At 64.1% G+C, this 21,426-nt stretch carries 15 protein-coding genes; 2 read left to right on the top strand and 13 right to left on the bottom strand.

Annotated features, from left to right (window positions below; all coding sequences use genetic code 11):
* Nucleotides 1-138: 138 nt before the first annotated feature.
* Genes AC07VF_RS12540 through AC07VF_RS12575 form a run of 8 tightly spaced genes read right to left on the bottom strand, consistent with a single transcriptional unit; the run spans nucleotide 139 to nucleotide 7,932 of the window.
* Entirely contained in the window at nucleotides 139-1,332 is a 1,194-nt protein-coding gene (locus AC07VF_RS12540; protein WP_495009432.1) for an ABC transporter substrate-binding protein, read from the bottom strand.
* Entirely contained in the window at nucleotides 1,329-2,333 is a 1,005-nt protein-coding gene (locus AC07VF_RS12545; RefSeq protein WP_495009431.1) for a CobW family GTP-binding protein, read from the bottom strand. The genes AC07VF_RS12540 and AC07VF_RS12545 overlap by 4 nt, the downstream gene beginning before the upstream one ends.
* Nucleotides 2,330-2,629, bottom strand: coding sequence for a hypothetical protein (locus AC07VF_RS12550; protein ID WP_065989066.1), 300 nt, complete (start codon nucleotides 2,627-2,629; stop codon nucleotides 2,330-2,332). The genes AC07VF_RS12545 and AC07VF_RS12550 overlap by 4 nt, the downstream gene beginning before the upstream one ends.
* 34 nt (nucleotides 2,630-2,663) lie before the next feature.
* On the bottom strand, nucleotides 2,664-3,410 hold the full coding sequence (locus tag AC07VF_RS12555) for an SDR family NAD(P)-dependent oxidoreductase (protein ID WP_495009430.1): 747 nt from the start codon (nucleotides 3,408-3,410) through the stop codon (nucleotides 2,664-2,666).
* Between the two features lie 60 nt (nucleotides 3,411-3,470).
* Nucleotides 3,471-4,232, bottom strand: a complete 762-nt coding sequence (locus tag AC07VF_RS12560) for an SDR family NAD(P)-dependent oxidoreductase (RefSeq protein ID WP_495009429.1) — start codon at nucleotides 4,230-4,232, stop codon at nucleotides 3,471-3,473.
* Nucleotides 4,233-4,270: 38 nt separating this feature from the next.
* Entirely contained in the window at nucleotides 4,271-5,611 is a 1,341-nt protein-coding gene (locus tag AC07VF_RS12565) for an MFS transporter (RefSeq protein ID WP_282371672.1), read from the bottom strand.
* A gap of 27 nt (nucleotides 5,612-5,638) precedes the next feature.
* Entirely contained in the window at nucleotides 5,639-6,520 is an 882-nt protein-coding gene (locus AC07VF_RS12570) for a polysaccharide deacetylase family protein (protein ID WP_192172524.1), read from the bottom strand.
* The gene (locus tag AC07VF_RS12575; RefSeq protein ID WP_495009428.1) at nucleotides 6,520-7,932 is read right to left on the bottom strand and encodes an amidase; all 1,413 of its coding nucleotides are present in this window, start codon (nucleotides 7,930-7,932) and stop codon (nucleotides 6,520-6,522) included. The genes AC07VF_RS12570 and AC07VF_RS12575 overlap by 1 nt, the downstream gene beginning before the upstream one ends.
* Before the next feature lie 332 nt (nucleotides 7,933-8,264).
* Here AC07VF_RS12575 and AC07VF_RS12580 point away from each other — a divergent pair, with 332 nt between their 5' ends.
* Complete coding sequence (locus AC07VF_RS12580) at nucleotides 8,265-9,266, top strand: GntR family transcriptional regulator (protein ID WP_346628981.1); 1,002 nt, start codon at nucleotides 8,265-8,267, stop codon at nucleotides 9,264-9,266.
* A gap of 426 nt (nucleotides 9,267-9,692) precedes the next feature.
* On the opposite strand, the gene AC07VF_RS12585 is transcribed toward AC07VF_RS12580, so the two are convergent.
* The 5 genes from AC07VF_RS12585 to AC07VF_RS12605 all read right to left on the bottom strand — a co-directional run bounded on the left by AC07VF_RS12585 (nucleotide 9,693) and on the right by AC07VF_RS12605 (nucleotide 20,075).
* Nucleotides 9,693-11,111, bottom strand: coding sequence for an efflux transporter outer membrane subunit (locus AC07VF_RS12585; protein ID WP_192172521.1), 1,419 nt, complete (start codon nucleotides 11,109-11,111; stop codon nucleotides 9,693-9,695).
* A gap of 17 nt (nucleotides 11,112-11,128) precedes the next feature.
* Nucleotides 11,129-14,236, bottom strand: coding sequence for an efflux RND transporter permease subunit (locus AC07VF_RS12590; RefSeq protein ID WP_192172520.1), 3,108 nt, complete (start codon nucleotides 14,234-14,236; stop codon nucleotides 11,129-11,131).
* Nucleotides 14,233-17,463, bottom strand: a complete 3,231-nt coding sequence (locus AC07VF_RS12595) for an efflux RND transporter permease subunit (RefSeq protein ID WP_192172519.1) — start codon at nucleotides 17,461-17,463, stop codon at nucleotides 14,233-14,235. The genes AC07VF_RS12590 and AC07VF_RS12595 overlap by 4 nt, the downstream gene beginning before the upstream one ends.
* Nucleotides 17,460-18,734, bottom strand: coding sequence for an efflux RND transporter periplasmic adaptor subunit (locus AC07VF_RS12600; protein ID WP_495009618.1), 1,275 nt, complete (start codon nucleotides 18,732-18,734; stop codon nucleotides 17,460-17,462). Before AC07VF_RS12600 ends, AC07VF_RS12595 begins: the two co-directional genes overlap by 4 nt.
* Before the next feature lie 291 nt (nucleotides 18,735-19,025).
* Nucleotides 19,026-20,075 (bottom strand): GGDEF domain-containing protein, encoded by a 1,050-nt coding sequence (locus tag AC07VF_RS12605; protein WP_495009617.1) that lies wholly within the window; start codon nucleotides 20,073-20,075, stop codon nucleotides 19,026-19,028.
* Between the two features lie 263 nt (nucleotides 20,076-20,338).
* Here AC07VF_RS12605 and AC07VF_RS12610 point away from each other — a divergent pair, with 263 nt between their 5' ends.
* The gene (locus AC07VF_RS12610; protein ID WP_495009616.1) at nucleotides 20,339-21,364 is read left to right on the top strand and encodes a hypothetical protein; all 1,026 of its coding nucleotides are present in this window, start codon (nucleotides 20,339-20,341) and stop codon (nucleotides 21,362-21,364) included.
* Nucleotides 21,365-21,426 lie beyond the last annotated feature (62 nt).

Genomic DNA, 21,426 nt, shown 5'->3' on the forward strand with positions numbered 1-21,426 from the left:
CGCGCCAAATGGCGCCTATAGTCCATGAGTAATCGACGCTTGTGAATGTGTTTATCGGTCAATCAGCCCGCCGGGCATTTTGCAGGGACGCCGCCGCAGCGGTCCGCCACGCCCCGGCTTGCGGCTCGCGCGAGGGCTTCACTGCCTGCGCGAGCCCTTGCTGCCGGCCCGGGAGATGTCCCCCCAGCGGCGCACCAGGTAGTTGTGCTCATCCATGACCGCATTCCACACCGCGATGTGGCCCATGCGCTGCTCGTAGGAGCCGCCATCGCGCACTTCGCCGATGTCGATCAGCGGCAGGCCGTCGCTGCCCATGAGTTGTTCCCGGGCGGGCAGTCCGGCGTACCAGTAATCCCACTCGGCCGCGCTCAGGTGTTCGCGGCTGCGGGCCGGGTTGCCGATGTAATAACCCTGGCGGGCCATCACCGCCCCGGGCCAGCCGGACAGCCACCAGTTGAGGTAGGCGTAGGCCGCATCGAGTACCGGGCCCTTGGTATGGCGCGACAGGGACAACCCGCCGAACCAGCCGCGATAACCCTCGCGCGGGACGGCGACGCGGTATTTCACGCCGGCCCGATGCAAGCGCACCAGGGTCGGCGACCATAAGCTCTGGATGTCGATTGTCGGATGCAACATCAGCTCCGCCGCTTCTTCATCGTCTGACCAGAACGCGCCGAACATGCCCTGCCCCTGCTTGCGCACAAGGATGTCGGCGAGCACGTCGATCTCTTCGATGCTCAGGTTGCCGATGTCGCGGAACTGCGCCAGCCCTGCGCCTTGCACGGCGAGCGCGGCGTCGAGTGCGCCGATGGCCGCGTCACTTTGCAGGGCCACCCGCCCGCACCAGGCCGGATCGATCAGCCAGCCCCAGCTCTCGTCCGCCGAGCTGAAGCCGGCGGGAAGGCGCTCGGGACGATAGGCGAAACTGTCGGCGTTGTGGGTCAGTGGCAACATGCTGATGCGCTCACTCACCGCGCTGCCGAGGCTGCCGTCGTGCTGCACAAAAAGGCGCTCGCTGGGCACGCTGCCGCTGCCGAGGCGGTCACTGGCCGACAGCCTGCCGCGTTTGGGCAGGTCGTTGATTTCGTGCCACAGGGCAACACGGCGGGTGTCGATGGGCTGAATGGCGCGGGCGGGCCAGACGAAATCCACGTTGTGGAACCACTGGTCATAGAGGTCGTAACTGTCGGGCTGCATGACCGCGATGCGCTGGGCGGTCTGCACGTCATGCACCTGATAGACCAGCTTGATACCGAGGTCTGCTTCGGCGCGAACCCGCAGGGATTCAAGCAGCGTCACCGAAGTGCCCAGTACCCTCAGCGTCACGGTCATGCCAGCGCTTCCCGGGGCGCCGGCGCCAGGCGTTCACTGAACACCTCGAACGAGCGGCGCAGCAGCGCGGTGTCCAGCCCGCGCACGATGAATACCAGCCGCGAACGATGGTCGTCGCCCGGCCATGAAGGCAGGTGCACCGGCGCGTGCAGGCAATGCTGCACGCCATGAATGACGACGGGGGCGTGGCTGTTGTTCACGTTGAGCAGTCCTTTGACGCGCAGAATTCGTTCGCCGTGGCATCTTAGCAGCATGGACAGCCAGACCCCGAAGGCGACCCAGTCCAGCGGGCGTTCAAAGGTCAGGTAGCAGACCTGCGCCTCACCGTGGCGGGCGGCTGTCGAGCGCGTGCCCATCAGCTGCCAGCGCGCGACCTCCTGGGCGGGATCACTGCTGTGCAGCCCGTCACCGAGCAGCAGTTGATCGCCGCTCTGAATGGCATCCGTGGTCAGCACCGGCGCGGGGTTGATGGCATGCAAACGCTGCTGCAGCGTTCGCAGCGCGTCTTCGTCGGCGACGTCGGTCTTGCTGATCAGCAGCCGGTCGGCGGCCGCGACCTGGGCCATCCATTCCGGGTGCAGGCGTTCCTGCAGCGCGGCATGGCTGGCGTCGACCACCGTCACCACCAATCCGATGTGAACACGGCCGCGCAGGTGCGGGTCATTGTTGATCGTCGCCAGAATGGGCGCCGGGTCGGCCAGGCCCGTGGTTTCCAGGAGGATGCGTCGAAACGCCGGCACTTCGCCCCGCGCCCGGCGCTGGAGCAAGTCGGTCAGCGCGTCGCGCAACTCACCGCGAATGGAGCAGCAGACGCAGCCGCTGGGCAGCAGGACGGTGTCCGGCGCCACCTCTTCTACCAGCAGGTGATCAATCCCGACGTCGCCGAACTCATTGATCAGCAGCGCCGTGTCGCCGAGGGTTTCGCCCTGCAGCAGGCGCTTGAGCAAGGTGGTCTTGCCGCTGCCGAGAAAACCGGTGATGACGTTCAGCGCGATGCTCATGGGTGCTGCTCCAGGTGGTCCAGCAGTCGTTCATCCAGCGGATCCAGCGGGCGGCCGATCAACTGCTCGGCCCGTTGCCACAATTGGTCGAGGCCGCTCGCCAGTTCCTGCTTGCCGGTGGCGCCGAGCAGGAGGTAGGAGACGCCCTGAAAGTCCTCGACCTTCAGGCGGAACGGCGCGACCACCTTGTTGATCGCGGCAATCCGGCGCAGGCGTTCGCGGCGACGGGGCAGTTCGTCGCCCAGCGGGTCGCTCCAGTGCACGTCTTCACCCAGCAGGCCGCAGAGTCCACACATGGTCTTTCGCTCCTGTTTTATTCGATCTGATGCATCAAGGCATCACATCGCCGGAATTCGGCCCCAGGGTCTGGCCGACGAACAGATTGCCGCCGGGCTCGCTGGCGAGCAGCACCGCGACGGGCGCGACTTCTTCCGCCAGGCCAAAGCGCCCCAGGGGCAGCTCGGCCGCCTTGGCGGTTTTCCAGGCGCTGCTGATACCGGCCACCAGCGGCGTCTCGATCGGCCCCGGCGCGATGGCGTTGACCAGCACGTTGTCCTTGGCCACTTCCAAAGCAAGGGATTTGCTGAAGCTAATCACCCCGGCCTTGGCCGCGGCGTAGTGGGTCAGCTCGGCGCCACCCTTGATGCCCAACTGCGACGCGACGTTGATGATGCGTCCCCAGCGCTGCGCCAGCATGTGCGGCAAGGCGCGCTGACTGGCGATGAACACGCTGGTCAGGTCCACGCGCAGCATGTCATTCCACATGTCCAGGGTCAGATCGACACAGCGGGCCTGGGTCAGCATGCCGGCGTTGTTGACCAGAATATCGATGCCGCCAAAGTGCTCGACGCAGGCATCGACACCTGCCTGCGCGCCCTCGACGGTGCCGACATCGGCCACGCTTTCGACCACTTGGGCACCTAATGAGCGACAGGCCTGAGCGGTGGTCGCCAGGGTAACGGCGTCGCGATCGGCCAAGACCAGCCGCGCGCCCTGCTCGGCGAACGCGCGGGCGATGGCAGCACCGATCCCGCTGCCGGCGCCCGTGATCACAGCGCGCTTGTTTTTCAGTTGCATGGTGTTTCCTCTTTCAGTCCAGCGCCTGTAGCGCGATCAACAGCGGATCAGCGCTGCGCCCTACTCCGGCCAGCGCACGGTCAGGCCGCCATCGATGACGATGCTTTGCCCGGTGAGATAACTGGACTCCTCGCTGCAGAGGAATCGCACCAGCGAGGCGACTTCATCGGCCCTGCCGACACGGCCCAGCGGGATGGCACGGGCCGCCTTGGCAAGGCCCTCCGGTCCCAGTGAGTTCTTGCTGTCCAGCGATTGCGGCGTTTCGATCAAACCCGGAATCACCGCGTTGCAGCGAATCCCCCGGGGTGCCAGTTCCACCGCCAGCGAGCGGCACAGCCCCGGCACCCCGGCTTTGGCCGCAGCGTAGTGGGCGTGGTCCTGCCAGCCATAGACGCCCCCGGCAATCGACGAAATCGCCACCATCGAGCCGCCCTCGCCCATGTGCCGAGCCGCTGCGCGAAAGGTGCGCATCACGCCGGTGAGATCGACATCGAGCATCTCGTTCCAGCGCGCGTCGGTCATCTCCAGCAACGGCGCGCGACGCAGCAGCCCGGCATTGGCGACGGCGTAATCGATGCGGCCGAAGCGGCTGATGGCCTGCTCGGCCAGGGCATCAACCGAGGCCGTTTGAGTGACGTCCAGCTCCGCCATCAGGCATTCGCCGCCCGCCTCCGCGACCAGCCGCGCAGTGATCTCCGGGTCATGAGGGTCGGCCGGGTAATAGCCGCCCACCACCGCGACGCCCTTGTGCGCGAACGCCACCGCCAGGGCCTGGCCGATCCCGCTGGCGGCCCCGGTAATCAACGCTACTCTGCGAGTCATGTTCAGTTCCTTATTGGAGGGATTCTATCGGACGGTTGCTATTGGACGGTTTCGGGGCGCACGTGGCGGGCGGCGAACATCAACACGCCGGACAGAAAGCACGGCACGGCACCGAAATACAGCGCCGAGGTCTGCCAGTCGCCGCCGGCACTCAGGACCGAGGTCGCGCCAAAACCTGCGACCACGGCGCCAATCGGGCCCATGGCGTGGATGATCGCGCCACCGGTGGCGCGGATGCTGGTCGGGAAGCTTTCGCTGATGAAAAACAGGGCGGCGGAATACGGACCGATCAGGAAGAACAGCCCGAGGCTGTACAGACCGACCACCGTGGGCATGTTGCTGGGGCCGAAGAGCATGCCGGTGAACGACAGACCGCCGAGCATCCAGCCCAGGCCGATGACGTTGCGCCGGCCGATCTTGTCGCCCATCCAGCCGTGGCTCAGGTAGCCGCAGTAGCCCACCAGGTTGGACAGCACCAGGATGATCAGCGAGTTCTCGAAGGAGATGTGGTGCACGCTGACGATGACCGAGGTGCCCAGCACGCTGAACACCTGAATCGCCGCCCAGTTGAGCAGGATCGCCGCGCCGATCACCAGGGTCGCCCGGCGCGAGGTGCCACGGAACGCTGCGCCGATGCCGGCGGTGCGATGCTCTTCGTAATCCACGCCGTAGGTCATTGCCACTTGTTTGGCCTGCTCGGCGTCGCCGGCCTTGCGCAGCTGGGTGATGCGCTGGTGAATCTGGAACTGCGGGCTTTCCTTGAGCTTGCGCGCCATGAACGCAATTACCAGCGCAGGGATGGCGGCGAAGACGAAGCAGCCCTGCCAGCCGATGATCGGCAGCAGCACGGCGGTCAGGCCTGCAGCGATCAGCGCACCGACCGGCCAGCCGCCTTGCACCAGGCTGTAGATGAAGCCACGGCGTTTGGCCAGTCTCGGGTCTTCCGACGCCGCATAAATTTCGCTGAGGTAGGTCGCGTTAACGGTTTCTTCGGCGTAGCCCAGCCCGCTCAAAGAACGGATCAGGATCAACGGCGACTTGCCCCATGACCCGCCCAGCGCCGTCAGCGCCGAGCAGATCGCGGAACCGGTGACCGTGAAAATGATGCCCATGCGCCGGCCGAGGCGGTCCACCAACGGACCGATGGCCAGTGCGATGACCGCCGTGCCGACCGCGGCCCAGGTGGCGATTTCCGCCTGTTCCGCTTCGCCCCACTGAAAGTGCCGGCCGATTTCCGGCAGCAAGGTGCCGAACAGGATGAAGTCGTACACCGCAAAGACCCACGCGAAGAACGCGATCCAGGTGGCGTAGCGGACTTCTTCGGAAGTCAGTTGCCGGGGTTTCCAGCCGGTCAGATCAAGCTTGTTGTAAATGGACATGGGTCACGCCTCGGAATGAAGGGGCTATCAGCTGTGGCGCGGGTTACGGCGGACGAAGTCGTCGGCGATTTCGTCGAAGGTGACGAACTTGACGCCTGCGTGGCTCTGGATGTGCTCGATCAGACGCTCCAGCATCAGCAGCACTTGCGGGCGCCCGGAGACGTCCGGGTGAATGGTCATGGTGAACACGGCGTGTTCGTGCTCGCGGTAGACCCAGTCGAACTGATCGCGCCACATCTCTTCCAGATGGCGCGGGTTGACGAAACCGTGGCTGTTGGGCGCCTTTTTGATGAACATCATCGGCGGCAGGTCGTCGAGGTACCAGTTGGCCGGAATCTCCACCAGGTCGGTTTCCTCACCGCGCACCAGCGGTTTCATCCAGGTGTCGGGGTGCTGGGTGTAATCAATCTTGGTCCAGCTGTCGCCCACGCGCACGTAGTACGGATGGAAGTCGTTGTGCATCAGGCTGTGGTCGTACTTGATGCCTTTCTTGAGCAGCAACTCGTTGGTGACCTTGCTGAACTCCCACCACGGCGCGACGTAGCCGGTCGGACGTTTGCCGGTCATCTGAGTGATCAGCTCGATGGACTTATCGAGGACGATTTCTTCCTGCTCGGGCGTCATGGCGATCGGGTTTTCGTGGCTGTAGCCGTGGACCCCGATTTCGTGGCCGGCGTCGAACACGGCCTTCATCTGCTCGGGAAAGGTCTCCATCGAGTGACCGGGCACGAACCAGGTGGTGCGCAGGCCGTAGCGCTCGAACAGCTTGAGCAGGCGCGGCGCACCGACCTCCCCCGCGAACAGGCCACGGGAAATGTCATCCGGCGAATCCTCGCCACCGTACGAACCCAACCAGCCTGCCACGGCGTCTACGTCGACACCGAAGGCGCACAGAATTTCTTTAGCCATCATCGTTCTCCAGCGGAGTTATCGGATCCTTGGTTTCGGGACGTGCGCAACGCGGCTTCAACGGCCAGCGCTGCGCGCAATAAACGTGAGTCTTCGCCACTGGGCGCGCTGATCAACAGGCCGGTGGGCAGGCCAAGGGCGTCGCAGCCACTGGGCAGCGACACGCCCGGCATGTCCAGCAGACTGCCCGGCATGGTCAGGCGCAACGTGCCCAGGTTGGTGCGGGTAAACAGGTCGTCGTCGCTCAGCAACGGCGCAAGCGGCGGCGCCACATGGGCCACGCTCGGGGTGATCAGAAAGGCGCCATCGAGTTCGTCGCTCATCTGTTGCTGAAGCCGCTCGCGGGCGCTGTAGAGGTTGATCAAGTGGCTGGCCGGAAATGCCCGCGCCGCTTCAAGCCGGCGTCGTACGCGAGGGTCGAGTTGCGCGGCCGCCTCGCTGTCGAGCAAGGGCTGATGCAGGGCGAAGGCTTCTGCCGCGCCGAGCCAGCCTTGCTGCTGAATGAGATCAAGGGCGGCCTGAAAAGCCGGCGAAGGACGCACCTCGACCAGCGCGCCCTGGGCCTGCATCGCGCTCACACAGCGCAGCAGGTTGTCCCGCACAGATGGCTCGACGCGGTCGTCCTCAAGAACAGCCTGATCGACCCGGAACCGCTGACCGGCCAACGGGCGCGCCAGCAAAGAGGTCGGTTTTGTGCGACCCCGCAGGATGTCGTCAATGGCGACCGCATCGCGCACGCTGCGGGTCAGCGGGCCGAGGCTGTCGAGGGTGTGCGCGAGGGGGAAGACCCCGTCGCGGCTGTAGCGGCGGCAACTGCTGCGAAAGCCCACCAGGCCGTTGAAGGCGGCCGGAATGCGGATCGAGCCGGCCGTGTCGGTGCCCATGGCGACAGGGACGATACCCCATGCGACCGCGACCGCAGAGCCGGACGAAGAGCCACCCGGAATGCGTGGCTGGTCACGCCCGAGGGGATTATGCGGCGTGCCGAAATGGGGGTTCAGGCCCAGCCCCGAGTAAGCGAATTCACTGAGGTTGGTTTTGCCGACACTGACCATCCCGGCCCGTGACAGCAGGCCGACGCTCTGCGCATCCAGCAGCACCGGCGCGTATTCACGGCGCAACGCGGCGCCGGCGGTGGTCGGGCTGCCAGCGAGGTCAAACAAGTCTTTCCAGGCGATGGGCACGCCGTCCAGAGCGCTCGCCGGTTGCCCGGCCTTCCAGCGTGCCGCCGAGGCTTCTGCTTCGCGGCGTGCCCGGGGAGTGGAGAAAGAGATGAACACGTCATCGACGGCGGCAGCCTTCGCCAGCGCTGCGTCCAGGGCCTGCACCGGGTCGTTCGTCCCGTTGGCGAACGCTTCGGCCATTGCCAGCGCATCGGCGAGTGTCGGATCCGGGAAGCGAGCGTCGGACATTTCATCTACCCTTTAATGTACATATTTGGAGAATGTACATTTCTTAAAGGCAGAAAGCGTGCCAGAGTCTGAGTACCTTGATTCGCGGAGCGATGATTGCGTGGGCATGCGGGCCAAGATCCCCGCGCTAGATACCTCGTGCGATTTTAAAGCACGAGGTGGTGCGCAGGACTGTAAGCGTCATCACAGGTATGCCATCAAGGATGGATAGTTATGCAAAGGTACGTTTTAGTGCAGAAAAGTAACAACAGCTCCAATACCGTGCGTTCTGCCGTGTCCCGCAGTGACGCGCTGTCTTGTGCGAGAATCGCCGCCCGCCTTCCGAGAAGTGTATGAAATCGATGTCCGCCGAGGATTCCCGCACCGCGTCCCGCTACGCCACGATCCGACAGGTCCTGCGCGATGCCATCGTCAACGGTGACGTGGTTGAGGGATTGGTGCTGCTCGAAGCGCCGCTGGCAGAGCTGTTCGGCACCAGTCGGGTGCCGGTGCGTCGGGCGCTGGATATGCTCCATGGAGAAGGCCTGATCAGTCGGTTTGATGGGCGCGGTTATCTGGTCAATCCCAACGGCAACGACGTACAGCCAGTGCGCCTGGCCCTGACCCACCATCAATTGGGCCTCGATAGCAGTGAAGAGCTGGTGGACACGCGTCCCCTCGGCGAACGGATTTTCGAGGAAATCGGTGCGGCGTTATCGACCTGTATCGCGTTCGGTCATTATCGGCTCGATGAGCAAATTGCCGCCGAGCACTATGGCGTCAGCCGGGCCGTGGTGCGCGAGGCGCTGATGCGTTTGCGTGACCGGGGGCTGGTGGAGAAGGAGCCTTACTCCCAGTGGCTGGCCGGGCCGCTTACCGCTCGGGAAGTGACCGAGGATTACGAGCTGCGGGCCTGCCTCGAGCCAGAAGCACTGCGCCAGACCGCGCCAAGCCTGAGCCGGGACGACCTGGCCGCCATGCTCGCGCGCGTTGAAGCCGCGCAGAACAATCCGCAGTGCAGCCTGGCAGACATCGAGCGACTGGAAGAAGACCTGCATCACCACTGCCTGGCGGGCATCAGCAACCGCAAGATTGCGACGCTGATCCGCCAGGGCCAGAGCCCGATGATCATCAGCCGGATTTTCTACAGTCAGTTGGGCATCGGCCCCGACGAAGCGATGCTCGCCGAGCATCGGTTGATCCTCGAATTACTGCTGCACGGCGCGTTTGATGCGGCCGCGCTGAACCTCAAGGAACACCTCAACCGTGCCCGTCAGCGGATGCTGCAGCGGCTGAAAGTCTTGTCGGTACTGCCTGAACAGCCCGTCCCGGCGTATCTGACCCGACTCAGCTGAAGAAGCGGGAATGCGCAGAGCAGGACCGGCTTTAGCCGGGAAGGCGTCAGGTGCAACACCTCAAAATTGATGGCGTACGCACCGGCCTCTTCCCGGCTGAAGCCGGTCCCACTGAGATCAAAAGCATCCGCCACTGACACACCGCACGTGTTTAGTGGTACTGGCTTTAGCCGGGAAGGCGTCGGGTGCAACACTGCAAAATTGATGGCGTCCACACCGGCCTCTTCCCGGCTGAAGCCGGTCCCACTGAGATCAACAGCATCCGCCACTGACACACCGCGTCCCTTTAGTGGGACTGGCTTTAGCCGGGAAGGCGTCGGGTGCAACACTGCAAAATTGATGGCGAACGCACCGGTCCCTTCCCGGCTGAAGCCGGTCCTACCAATCAAAAGCAGCCGACACCGAATCAGCAGCACCCGCCTGAAATCACTCTGTCACCCACGACCCACCCAGCGCTGCCTGCAGCTGAACACTGGTGATCAACTGCGTGGCGACCAGATTGAGCAGGGTCTGGCGTTCGTTCAGGCTGGTGGCCTGGGTGGTGGCGACGTCGAGGTAGTCGATGACGCCGGCTTCGTACTGATCGCGACTCACCGCTGCGGAATCTTCCGCCGACTGCGCGGAATTGCGTCGGGCTTCCAGCTCAGGCTCCAGGGTGCGCAGTTCGACCAGGTAATCCTCGACTTCGCCCAGACCGGTCAGCACGGTCTGGCGATAGGTCGCGACGGTGGCGTCGTAGGAATGACGGGCCTGTTCGACGCTGGCACGGGTGGCGCCAAAATCGAGAATCGTGCCGGTCAGGCTCGGGCCGATCGACCAGAAGCGGTTGGGCAGCGAGAACAGGTTGCTCAGGGTGGAACTCTGGTAGCCGCCGCTGGCGCTCAGCGTCAGGTCCGGGTAATACGCCGCCGTTGCCACCCCGACCGCAGCGTTGGCGGCGGCCATTTGCCGTTCGGCGGCGGCGATGTCCGGGCGACGTTCCAGCAAGCGACTGGGCACACCCAACGGCACGCCGGGCACGTGGTACTGCCAGGCCGGGTCTGCGGCGAGGGAGAAGTCCGCCGGCGGTTTGCCCATCAGCAAAGCGATGGCGTGCTCGTACTGGGCGCGCTGCCACTGCAAGTCGAGCATCGAGGCCTGAGCGCTCTGCAATTGGGTTTTGCCCGTCGCCAGATCGGCCCGCGACGAGATCTGCTCGTCGTACTTGTTCTGGATGATTTGCAGGTAGCGCTCGTAGCCGGCAATAGTCTCGCGGTACAGCGTGATACGCCGGTCCAGCAGGCGCAGCTGGAAGTAATCCTGCGCCAGGGACGATTGCGCGCTGAGAGTGGCGTTGGCCAGATCGGCCGCGCTGGCCTGTGCACTGGCGCGGTCCTGTTCGTTGGTGCGGCGCAGTCTGCCCCAGATGTCAGCCTCCCAACTCAGGTCCAGGGTGGCCGAATGCACCTTGCTCACACCCCCTGCCCCGCTGGACGACGAGCCGCTGGCGGACTCGCTGCGGCTGCTCGCCCCGGTGCCGGTCAACGTCGGAAATTCTTCGGCGCGGGACTGACGCACCAGCGCCAGGGCCTGTTGGTATTGCGCGGCGTAGACCGCGACGTTCTGGTTATTGAGCTGCACCTGGGACACCAGCGCATCCAGTTGCGGGTCCTGATAAAGCGCCCACCACGGTCCCTTGGGCAACTCGTCCTGGGGGCTCGCCGCCTTCCAGCCCTGGGCTTCCTTGAAGGTGGCGGAGATCGGCGCACTGGGTTTCTGGTAGTCAGGCCCAACCATGCAGCCCGTCAACAGGGTGCCGGTCAGCAGCAGAGCGATGGACAGACGGGACGGCAGCGCAGCGTTCATTCATTCAACCTTGTCAGTCAGCCGGGCACGTGAGTGCGGCGGATACGCGTGTGCCAGAAACGCCGCGAAGAACGGCTCAGGCGATCGAGATAGAGGTACACCACCGGGGTGGTAAACAGGGTCAGCAACTGGCTCAGCACCAGGCCGCCGGCAATCGCTACGCCCAGCGGCTTGCGCAGGTCGGCGTCGCCGCCGCTGCCGAGGGCCAGTGGCAAAGCGCCGAAAAAGGCGGCGAGCGTGGTCATCATGATGGGCCGGAAGCGCATGCGACAGGCTTCAATGATGGCTTGCTCAGGCGACATCTTGCGGTCGCGCTCGGCCATCAGGGCGAAGTCGATCATCATGATGGCGTTCTTTTTGACGATGCCGATCAGCAACAGAATGCCGATCAGGGCGATGACCGTCAGTTGCATGTTCACCGCCTTGAGCAGCAGCAACGCGCCGACCCCCGCCGACGGCAAGGTCGACAGAATCGTCAGCGGGTGGATGTAACTTTCGTACAACACCCCTAGCACGATGTACACCGCGAGCAAGGCCGCCCCGATCAACCACGGCATGCTGGCGGCGAGTGCGGCGTAAGCCTGAGCGGTCCCGGCAAAACCGTACTGGATGTCCCGGGGCAAGCCGACCTTGTCGACGGCCGCATTAATGGCCGCCGTGGCCTGCTCCAGAGAGACGCCGTCCTGCAGGTTGAAGGCGATGGTGCTGGTCGCCGATTGACCCTGATGCGCCACGGCCAGCGGCGCATTGTCCGGACTGAAGGTAGCAAACGCGGTCAGCGGCACTTGCTGGTTATCGGCGTTGATCACGTACATGCGGTCGAGCATCGTCGCGTCCTGGGTGTACACCGGGTCCAGGCCCATGATGACGTGGTACTGGTTCAACGTTTTGTACAAGGTCGCCACCTGCCGCTGGCTGTAGGCGTTGTTCAGCAGGTTGTCGATGTCGCTGACGCTGACTCCCAGCCGGCTCGCGGCGGCACGGTCGATGTGCAGTTTCATCTCCTGGCCGCCGGTCTGGGAGTCCGAGTCGATACCGGTCAGTTGCGGCAATGCCCGCAGCGCCGCCTCGACCTTCGGTTCCCACACCCGCAGCAGGTCCAGATCATCCGCCTGCAGGCTGAACTGGTAGGTGGCGTTGGCGCTGCGCCCGCCCACACGAATGTCCTCGGCGGGCATCAGAAACACCTGAATCCCCGCCACCTTGTTGTTCGCCCGCGTCAGCCGGTTCGCCACCGCTGCGGCGCTGCTGGTGCGCTGCTTGTAGTCCTTGAGCCGAATGAAGAAGTCGCCGGTGTTGCGCGACCCGGCCCGCCCGCTGCCGGTCGACGACATCACCGCCTCGACGTCGGGATCGGCCGCCAGGTCATGGGCGATCTGCAGCAAATGCGGCTTGAGCGCCTGAAAGGAGATGTTCTGGTCAGCCCGCACGGCGCCCATCAGCACGCCGGTGTCCTGGGCCGGGAAAAACCCCTTTGGCACCGTGGCGTACAGGTACACGTTGAGCCCCACGGTCAGCAGCAGGCTGAACATGGTCAACAGCCGATGGCGCATGACCCAGGCCAATGCCGTGAGATAGGCGCCCTGCATCCGCGCAATGCCAGCTTCAATCCAGCGATAAAACCGCGGCTCGCGGGCGTCATGGGCGGGCTGGCGCAGCAGCAGGACACACAGCACCGGGGTCAGGCTCAGGGATACCAGCATCGACAGGCCCAGCGCGATGCTCAAGGTCACCGCGAACTCCCGGAACAGCCGCCCGACAATGCTGCCCATCAGCAGGATCGGAATGAACACCGCGATCAGCGACAGGGTCATGGACAGCACCGTGAAACCGACTTCACGGGTGCCCATCAGTGCCGCACGCAGCGGACGCATGCCCTGCTCCTGATAGCGGGCGATGTTTTCCAGCACCACGATCGCGTCATCCACCACAAAACCGGTGCAAATGATCAACGCCATCAGCGACAGGTTGTCGAGGCTATAACCCAGCAGGTACATGATCGAGCAGGTGCCAATCAGCGACACCGGCAGCACCACCGCCGGAATCAGCGTCGCGCGCAGGTTGCGCAAAAACACGAAGACCACGGCAATCACTAGCAAGGTGGCGATCAGCAGGGTTTCTTCGGTGTCATGCAGGGACGAACGCACGGTGGGACCGCGGTCGATGACGCTGATCAGTTGCACATCACCGGGAATTTCCCGCTGCAACTCGGGCATCAGCGCCTTGATGCTGTCGATGGTCTTGAGCATGTTGGCGCCGGCCTGGCGGGTCACCCCCAGCGTCACCGAGGGCTGGCCGTTGTAATAGCCGCCGACGAAGGTGTCTTCCACCGAATCGTAGACGTTGGCCACATCGCGCAACCGCACGGCAGCGCCGTTCTGGTAGGTGATGACCAGGTCCTGGTAATCGGCGGCCTTGTCGATCTGGTCATTACCGTCGATGACCCAGCTCTGCCCTTCCCCTTGGAGAATGCCCTTGGGCTTGGCCTTGGTGGCGTCGTTGATCGTCTGCCGCACGGCCTCCAGGGAAATGCCAGCGTGGTTGAGCAGGTTGGGCTGAACGTCGATGCGCACGGCCGGCAAGGCGCCGCCCCGCACCGACACCTCGCCCACCCCGTTCACCTGGGCGATCTTCTGCTGCAACTTGCTGTAGGCCAGGTCGTAGAGCTCGCCGGGGCTGCGTGTCGATGAGGTCAGCGCCAGCATCAATACCGGCGCCTCGGACGGATTGGCTTTGCGGTACGTGGGCAGCGACGGCATCGAACTGGGCAGCAGACTGCGCGCGGCGTTGATGCCCGCCTGCACATCCCGGGCGGCGCCATTGATGTCGCGATCCAGTTCGAACTGCAGAATCAACGTGGTCGATCCCTGGCTGCTGGTGGACGTCATCTCGGTGATACCGGCGATCTGCCCGAGACTGCGCTCCAGCGGCGTGGCCACCGTGGCGGCCATGGTTTCCGGGCTGGCACCGGGCAGCGAGGCGCTGACCATGATCGTCGGGAAATCCACCTGGGGCAGCGGCGCCACCGGCAACAGCGTGTAACCGAGAATGCCGGCCAGGGTGATGCTCAGGCTCAGCAACAGCGTCGCCACCGGACGGCGGATAAACAGCCGAGACAGATTCATGGCCGCGCACTGCCCTGATCGCCATTCCGGGTGCTGCCCCGATTGCCGCCCCGCGTGAAGCGTGCCCTGGCCCGCTCGGACAGACGATCAAACATCAGGTAGATCACCGGCGTGGTGAACAGCGTCAGCACCTGGCTGAGCAACAGCCCGCCGACGATCACCAGCCCCAGCGGCCGACGCAGTTCAGCGCCGGCCCCCGTGGCGAGCATCAGCGGCAGCGCGCCGAACAGCGCCGCCAGCGTGGTCATCAGAATCGGCCGCAAGCGCAGCAGCGCGGCCCGGTGAATGGCGTCCCGGGCGTTGAGGCGCTGATGCTGGCGACCCTCCAGGGCGAAGTCGATCATCATGATCGCGTTCTTCTTCACGATCCCGATCAACAGCACCACGCCGATCAGCGCGATCAGGCTGAATTCGGTGCCGGTCAGCAGCAGCGCCAGCAAGGCGCCGATCGCCGCCGAGGGCAGCGTCGAAAGAATCGTCACCGGATGGATGAAGCTCTCGTAAAGCATGCCCAGCACGATGTACATGGTGACCAGCGCCGCCAGGATCAGCCACAGCGTGTTGCCCGTGGCGGTCTGAAACGCTTCGGCCGCGCCCTGGTAACGCAGGGTAATGCTGGTCGGCGCATTCAGCTCGGTCATCACCTCGCTGATGGCCTGCTGCGCCTGCTCCAGGGAATAGCCGTCTGCCAGGTTGAACGACACCGTCACGGCCGGGAACTGGTCCAGGCGGCTGAGGGACAGCGAACCGGTGCGCTGGCCGACCTTGGCGATGTCCGTCAGGCGCACCATTTGCGCCGGGGTGCCGGTGGTGGTGGTCGAACTGGATGACGTGCTCTGGGTGGAGGTGCTCGAAGACGTGCCCGATGTCGTGCTGGCCGTCGTCGTGGCAGAACCGGTCGCCGCCGCCAGGTAGATGTTGTCGAACGCCGCCAGGGATTGCTGGAACTGCCCCGGCACCTGCAACACCACGCGGTACTGGTTGGACTGGGTGAAAATGGTCGAAATAAGCCGCTGGCCGAAGGCGTTGTACAGCGCGGTATCGACGTCGGAGGCGCTGATGCCGTAGCGCATGGCGGCCGCCCGGTTCAGCTCGACGTACGCCACCAGGCCCTGGTCTTGCAGGTTGTCGACGACGTCGCGCATTTCCGGGCGGTGCTGCAATTTCTCGATCAGCCGGGGCGTCAGCGTCGACAGATTCGCGCTCTCCGAGTCGTCGAGGGTGAACTGGTACTGGCTCGGGGTCAGTTGGTCATCGACGGTCAGGTCCTGGGACGACACCAGATGCAGCTGAATGCCGGACACGGCGCTGGCGGATTTCTCAAGCCGGGTGATGACTTGGGTCGCGGTGTCGTCGCGGTCGTCGAAGGGCTTGAGGCCGATCTGCAGGCGGCCGTTGTTCAGCGAATCATTGCTGCCGTCGACGCCGATGGTGGACGAAACCGACTCCACGGCCGGGTCCTGACGCACCACTTCCACCAACGCCTGCTGACGACGGGCCATCTCGCTGAACGAAACGTCCTGGGAGGCACGGGTGAAGCCCTGAATCAGGCCGGTGTCCTGGGTCGGAAAGAACCCTTTCGGCACCACCAGATAAAGGAAGCCGGTGAGCGCCACGGTGCCGACGGCCACCAGCAGCGTGAGACGTTGGTGATCGAGCACCCACACCAGACCCCGGTCATAGCCGTTCAGCACCTTTTGATACTGGCGATCGCCCCAGGCGGCGAAGCGGCCCTTTTCGCCTTCGGGCACATGCCGCAACAGGTGCGCGCAGAGCATCGGCGTAAGGGTCAGTGACACGACCATCGACACCAGAATCGCCACCGCCAGGGTGATGGCGAACTCGCGGAACAGCCGACCCACCACGTCGCCCATGAACAGCAGCGGGATCAGTACGGCAATCAGCGAGAAGGTCAGGGAAATGATGGTGAAGCCGATTTCCTGGGAGCCTTTCAGCGCCGCCGCCATGGGCTCTTCGCCCTCCTCCAGGTGCCGGGAAATGTTCTCCACCACCACAATCGCGTCGTCGATGACGAAACCGGTGGCGATGGTCAGCGCCATCAGCGTCAGGTTGTTCACGCTGAAGCCGGCCAGGTACATGATGCCGAAGGTGCCGATCAGCGACAGCGGCACCGCGAGGCTCGGGATCAGCGTCGCGGTGAAGTTGCCGAGGAACGCAAAGGTCACCAGCACCACCAGCCCGATGGACAGCAACAGCTCGATCTGCACGTCCTTGATCGAGGCGCGGATGGTCTGGGTGCGGTCGCTGATGACTGTCAGCTTGACCGAGTCGGGCAAGGCCGTTTGCAGGGTCGCCAGCTTCTGCTTGATGCTGTCGACCACGTCGATGACGTTGGCCCCCGGCTGACGCTGGACCGCAATGACAATCGCCGGTTGCCCGTTCGCCGTGGCCCCCAGGTACTGATCCTGCGGCGCTTCGGACGTGGTCGCGACATCCTTCAGACGCAGCGCCGCCCCGTTCTCGTAGGCCAGCACCAGCTCGCCGTACTCAACCGCATCGCGCAACTGGTCGTTGGCGTCGATGGTGATGGAGTGGGACGGGCCATCGAAGCCACCCTTGGAGCCATTGACGTTAGCGGCGTTGACCTTGTCGTAGACATCTTCCAGGGTCAGGCCGTGGGCCGCCAGGCTGGTGGGGTTCACTTCGATCTTCACGGCGGGCTGCTGACCGCCGGCCAGGCTGACCATGCCGACACCGGAAATCTGCGAGAGCTTGAGCGCCACACGGGTGTTGACCAGATCCTGCACGCGGGTCAGCGGCAGGCTGTCCGATGTCGCCGCGAGGGTGAGCACGGCGGTGTCGGCCGGGTTGACCTTCTTATAGGTCGGCGGATTCGGCAGGTCGGTGGGCAGCAGGCTGTCGGCGGCATTGATCGCCGCCTGCACTTCCTGTTCGGCGACGTCCAGCGACAAGTCCAGGGAGAACTTCAGGGTAATCACCGACGCCCCGGCCGAACTGGTCGAGTACATCTGCGCCAGCCCCGACATCTGCCCCAACTGGCGCTCCAGCGGCGCAGTCACCGCCGAGGCCAGCACGCTGGAGCTGGCGCCGGGGTACAGCGTGGTGACCTGGATGGTCGGGTAGTCCACTTCCGGCAGCGCCGAGGTCGACAGCAGGCGATACGCGAAAATACCGGCCAGCATCACCGCGAGCATCAGCAGCACCGTTGCCACCGGGCGCTGGATAAACAGTCTTGAAGGATTCATGGGGCAGCGTTGCCGGCAGCCGGCTGCGTGGCGCTGGCAGGGGTTCTGGATGCGGCGACATCCGCGCCGGCCGGTTTGTCCGCCTCAATGGTCACCGTGCTGCCGTCACGCAAATGATCGATACCTCGGGTGACGACCTGATCGCCCTTGTCCACGCCTTGGCTGATGACCGTTTGCTCGCCGAAGACCGGGCCGACCTTGACGCTGCGGCGGGCGACCTTGCCGTCTTTCACCACATACAGAAACTCGCCGTCGCTGCTCAATTGCACGGCGGCCGACGGCACCACCACGGCGTTGTGCAGGGTGTCGGTGGTCAGCTTCACGTTGACGAACTGGTTGGGGTAAAGCTTCTCGGCGGGGTTATCGAACAGCGCCTTCAGTTTGATGCTGCCGGTGGTGGTGTCGATTTCGTTGCTGATGAATTTCAGCGCGCCGTTGGCCAGCGGCGTGTTGCCCAACTGATCGAGGGCCTGCACGCTCAGCGGCTCGCCCTTGCGGACCTTGGGCAGCAGGGTCGCCAATTGCGCCTGGGGCAGGCTGAAGGTCACGGCGATCGGGTTGGTCTGGGTCACGGTGACGATGCCGGTGGTGCTGCTGGACGAAACGATGTTGCCCGGATCCACCAGCCGCAGGCCGACGTAGCCATCAATCGGCGAGACGATTTTCGCGTACAGCAGATTGAGTTTCGCCGCATCGATCTGGCCCTGATCGGCCTTCACGGCGCCGGCGTACTGGCCGACGGTGGCGATCTGCGTGTCCAGGTCCTGCTTGGCGAGGGAGTCCTTGGCGAACAGCCGCTTATAGCGTTCGGCGGTCAGTTGCGCGCTTTTCAGCAGCGCCTGATTCTGGGCCATGTCGCCCAGGTATTGGTCCAGGGTGGCCTGGTAGGCACGGGGGTCGATCTGCGCCAGCAACTGGCCCTTCTTGACGTACTGGCCCTCGGTGAAATACACGGCCATCAGCTCACCGTCGACCCGACTGGTCACGGTGACCGAGTAGTTGGGGACGACCGTGCCGAGCGCCTGCTGAATCACTGGAACATCCGCCGTACCGGCTGTGCCCACTGCGACGCTGACCGCTGCGTTGGGGTCCGCCATGCCCGGCCCACCGTGGCGACCACCGGGTCCGGCGGAAACAGTCGCGCCAGCATCGGTCGACGGCGTCGGGTTGGAGGCGTGCCGGTAGTAGACATAAACAGCCCCAACGGCTACGGCTATGAGGAGCGCAAGGACAAGGCGCTTTCGTGAGCGGGCTGCCGAAATCTGGGTCATGGTTTACTTCTTTGTGGCCAAGGGACAAAAGTGAAGCCGTCGGCCAGCGCGTTGCCGGGCGGATCGGTATGGCGTGCAAAACGCTGCGCCAGGCGACGTCGATGCGCGCGGCGCGCTGCAGTCGTGCAGCAGGCGCCGCCTGGCCGGCAGGCTGACGTTCGGATTGAGGTGTTTCGAATTGTTGCGACATTTAGCCCTGCGTGATCGGCAGGAACAAGCGACGAGCCCGACCTTTGCAGAGAATTTACATTCAGCGGGTGCATCGGGCGGGCTTCGCGAGGCCCGCCGCGCTCACTCCGCCAGCATGACCCGGTTGCGTCCCTCCTGCTTACCCTCGTACAAGCGCTGATCCGCCCGGTTCAGCGCATCCCGGAACGTCTCCCCGTTTTTCAGGATGGCCACCGCAAGGGTCGCCGTAAGGTTCAGGCTCTGCCTGATCTCCCCGCCCTGTTCGCGAATGTGCGTGAGTATCCGTTCGGCGATCAGCCGGGCGTCCTCGAAGCGGGTGTTGGGCATCAACACCAGAAACTCTTCGCCGCCCCAGCGCGCGGCGATGTCCGTGGTGCGTACACACTGGGCGATGACAGCGGCCACCTGCTGCAGCACCACATCGCCCATGTCATGACCGTGCTTGTCGTTGATCTGTTTGAAGTGATCAATGTCGATCAGCACCAGCGCCGTGGGGATCTCCCGCCGCCCCCCGCCTAGCTGACGCAGACGCTGCAGCACCCGCCGCCGGGTATAGAGATTGGTCAAGCTGTCGCGGTGGGCGGAGTGATAAAGGTTCATGTGCATCGACAGGTTGAAGCGCACCGACAACGCCGTGGCGTGCAGCAACAACGCCGTTGCGGTCAATGCGTTGGCTGCGCCAAACAGGTCCTGAACGTTTTCGCTGATGCTGAAGACCGGCACTTTGTTGCGCAGCAGGTACCCGCCCACGGTGACGATGAGCACGGCGGCGCTGAGGCAGCCTCTGCGCACCGGCGAGGAATGAAAGCCGAAAGCAATGATCGGCACAATGCAGAACACGTAGAGGTGGAAGTTGCTGTCCCAGCCGAGCACCCAGGTGGCGATGGCGGCGTGGGCGATGATTTCGATACAGATGAGCATGCCGGCGCAGCGATACAGCCGGCGTTTGATTGCCAGCAGACAGGCGATGTAAGCCGCGACGCTCGCCGCGTTGGTGACCCACATCACGGGCAGGTCCACGATCAGGAACAAACCCAGCAACAGCACGTGAATCGCGAACGCGATTTGCACGATCGGGATGATGTGTTTCCAGTATTCAACGGTGGCTTCCCGAGTGACCTGAGTGCGGTCATCGGCGGTGAGGGTATTCATCAGGCTGTCTCGGGAAAAATTATTACGGTGGTATAGAAGGTAGCCAAGGACAGCGTCCGGGGTGACGCCATATCGCGACTGGGAATAACACTGATTCCAATTTAATCTGCTTGCAGACCTTTGAATTTTCGGCAATTTTGATGCTTAGGCATTTTGCCAGCATTTTATTTTCCGCCTGCATAAAACTAATCAAAAAGTGCGGAGGTCATTGAATTACGCGCAACACGTCTTGCGCTCTGCCAATGACCAAAGGAACTGCCACTATGATTCGCGATGACCGAGTTACACCTGCCGCCTACGACGATCCTGTCTACCGGGGGACTGCTGTTGCCCCCTTGCTCAAACGAATTTCCTGGGGCGCCATTCTGGCCGGTGTGGTACTCGCGCTCGTGGTCTCGCTGATGCTCAGCCTGCTGGGCACCGCCATCGGCAGCGCCAGCATCGATCCGCTGCAAGAAGCCGATCCGCTGGCAGGCATGGGCAAAGGCACCGGCATCTGGCTGGGTGTGAGTATGGTCATTTCCCTGTTCGTCGGGGGCTGGGCCGCCGGCCGGTTGGCCCATCGCGAAGGCGCCTTCCACGGCATTCTGGTCTGGGCCAGCGTTTCGCTGATCAGCGTTTACCTGGTGTCCAGCGCCGTGACCGGCGTCGTGCGTGGCGGTTTGAATCTGGCGGGCAGCGGCCTGTCGGCAGTGGGCAGCGGCATTGCGCAAGTGGCCCCGGCCGTTGGCGGCAAGATCCAGGAGCAGCTGCGCGCCCAAGGCATCGACTTCAATCTGGACGATATCCAGGGCGAAATCGAACAAGCCATGCGCCAGACCGGCAAGCCTGAGCTGGACCCGAACAAGGTCAAGCAGGACGTTGCTACCACCCAGGAAGACGCGAAAAACACCGTACAACGCAGCGCCGAAGCCCCACAACAGGCTGACGAGCAACTGAGCGGCCTGCTCGACCGTCTGAAAGCCAAGGGCGACCAGGCGTGGGACGCCGCTGACCGTCAGGCCTTCGTCAACCTGATCAAGGCCCGCGGCAACAAGACCGACGCCGAAGCCAACCAGATCGTCGATCAGGCCCAGGCCAGCTACCGCCAGGCGTACGCCAAGTACCAGGAGCTGAAAGCCCAAGCCGAGCAGAAAGCCCGTGAAGCGGCTGACGTTGCGGCGAAAAACATTTCCCGCGCCGCCTGGATCCTGCTGATCACCCTCGTGGTTTCTGCCCTCGTGGCAGCCGGTGCCGGTGCAATGGGTCGTCGTACCCAACCGGCTGCGAAGATCGTCGGCGCCGTCTAAGCGTCAGGTTCAAGCCCGCAAATTAAATGGCCCGATCGCAAGATCGGGCCATTTTTGTTTGC

The sequence above is a fragment of the Pseudomonas sp. GW821-FHT02H06 genome, from assembly GCF_059421525.1.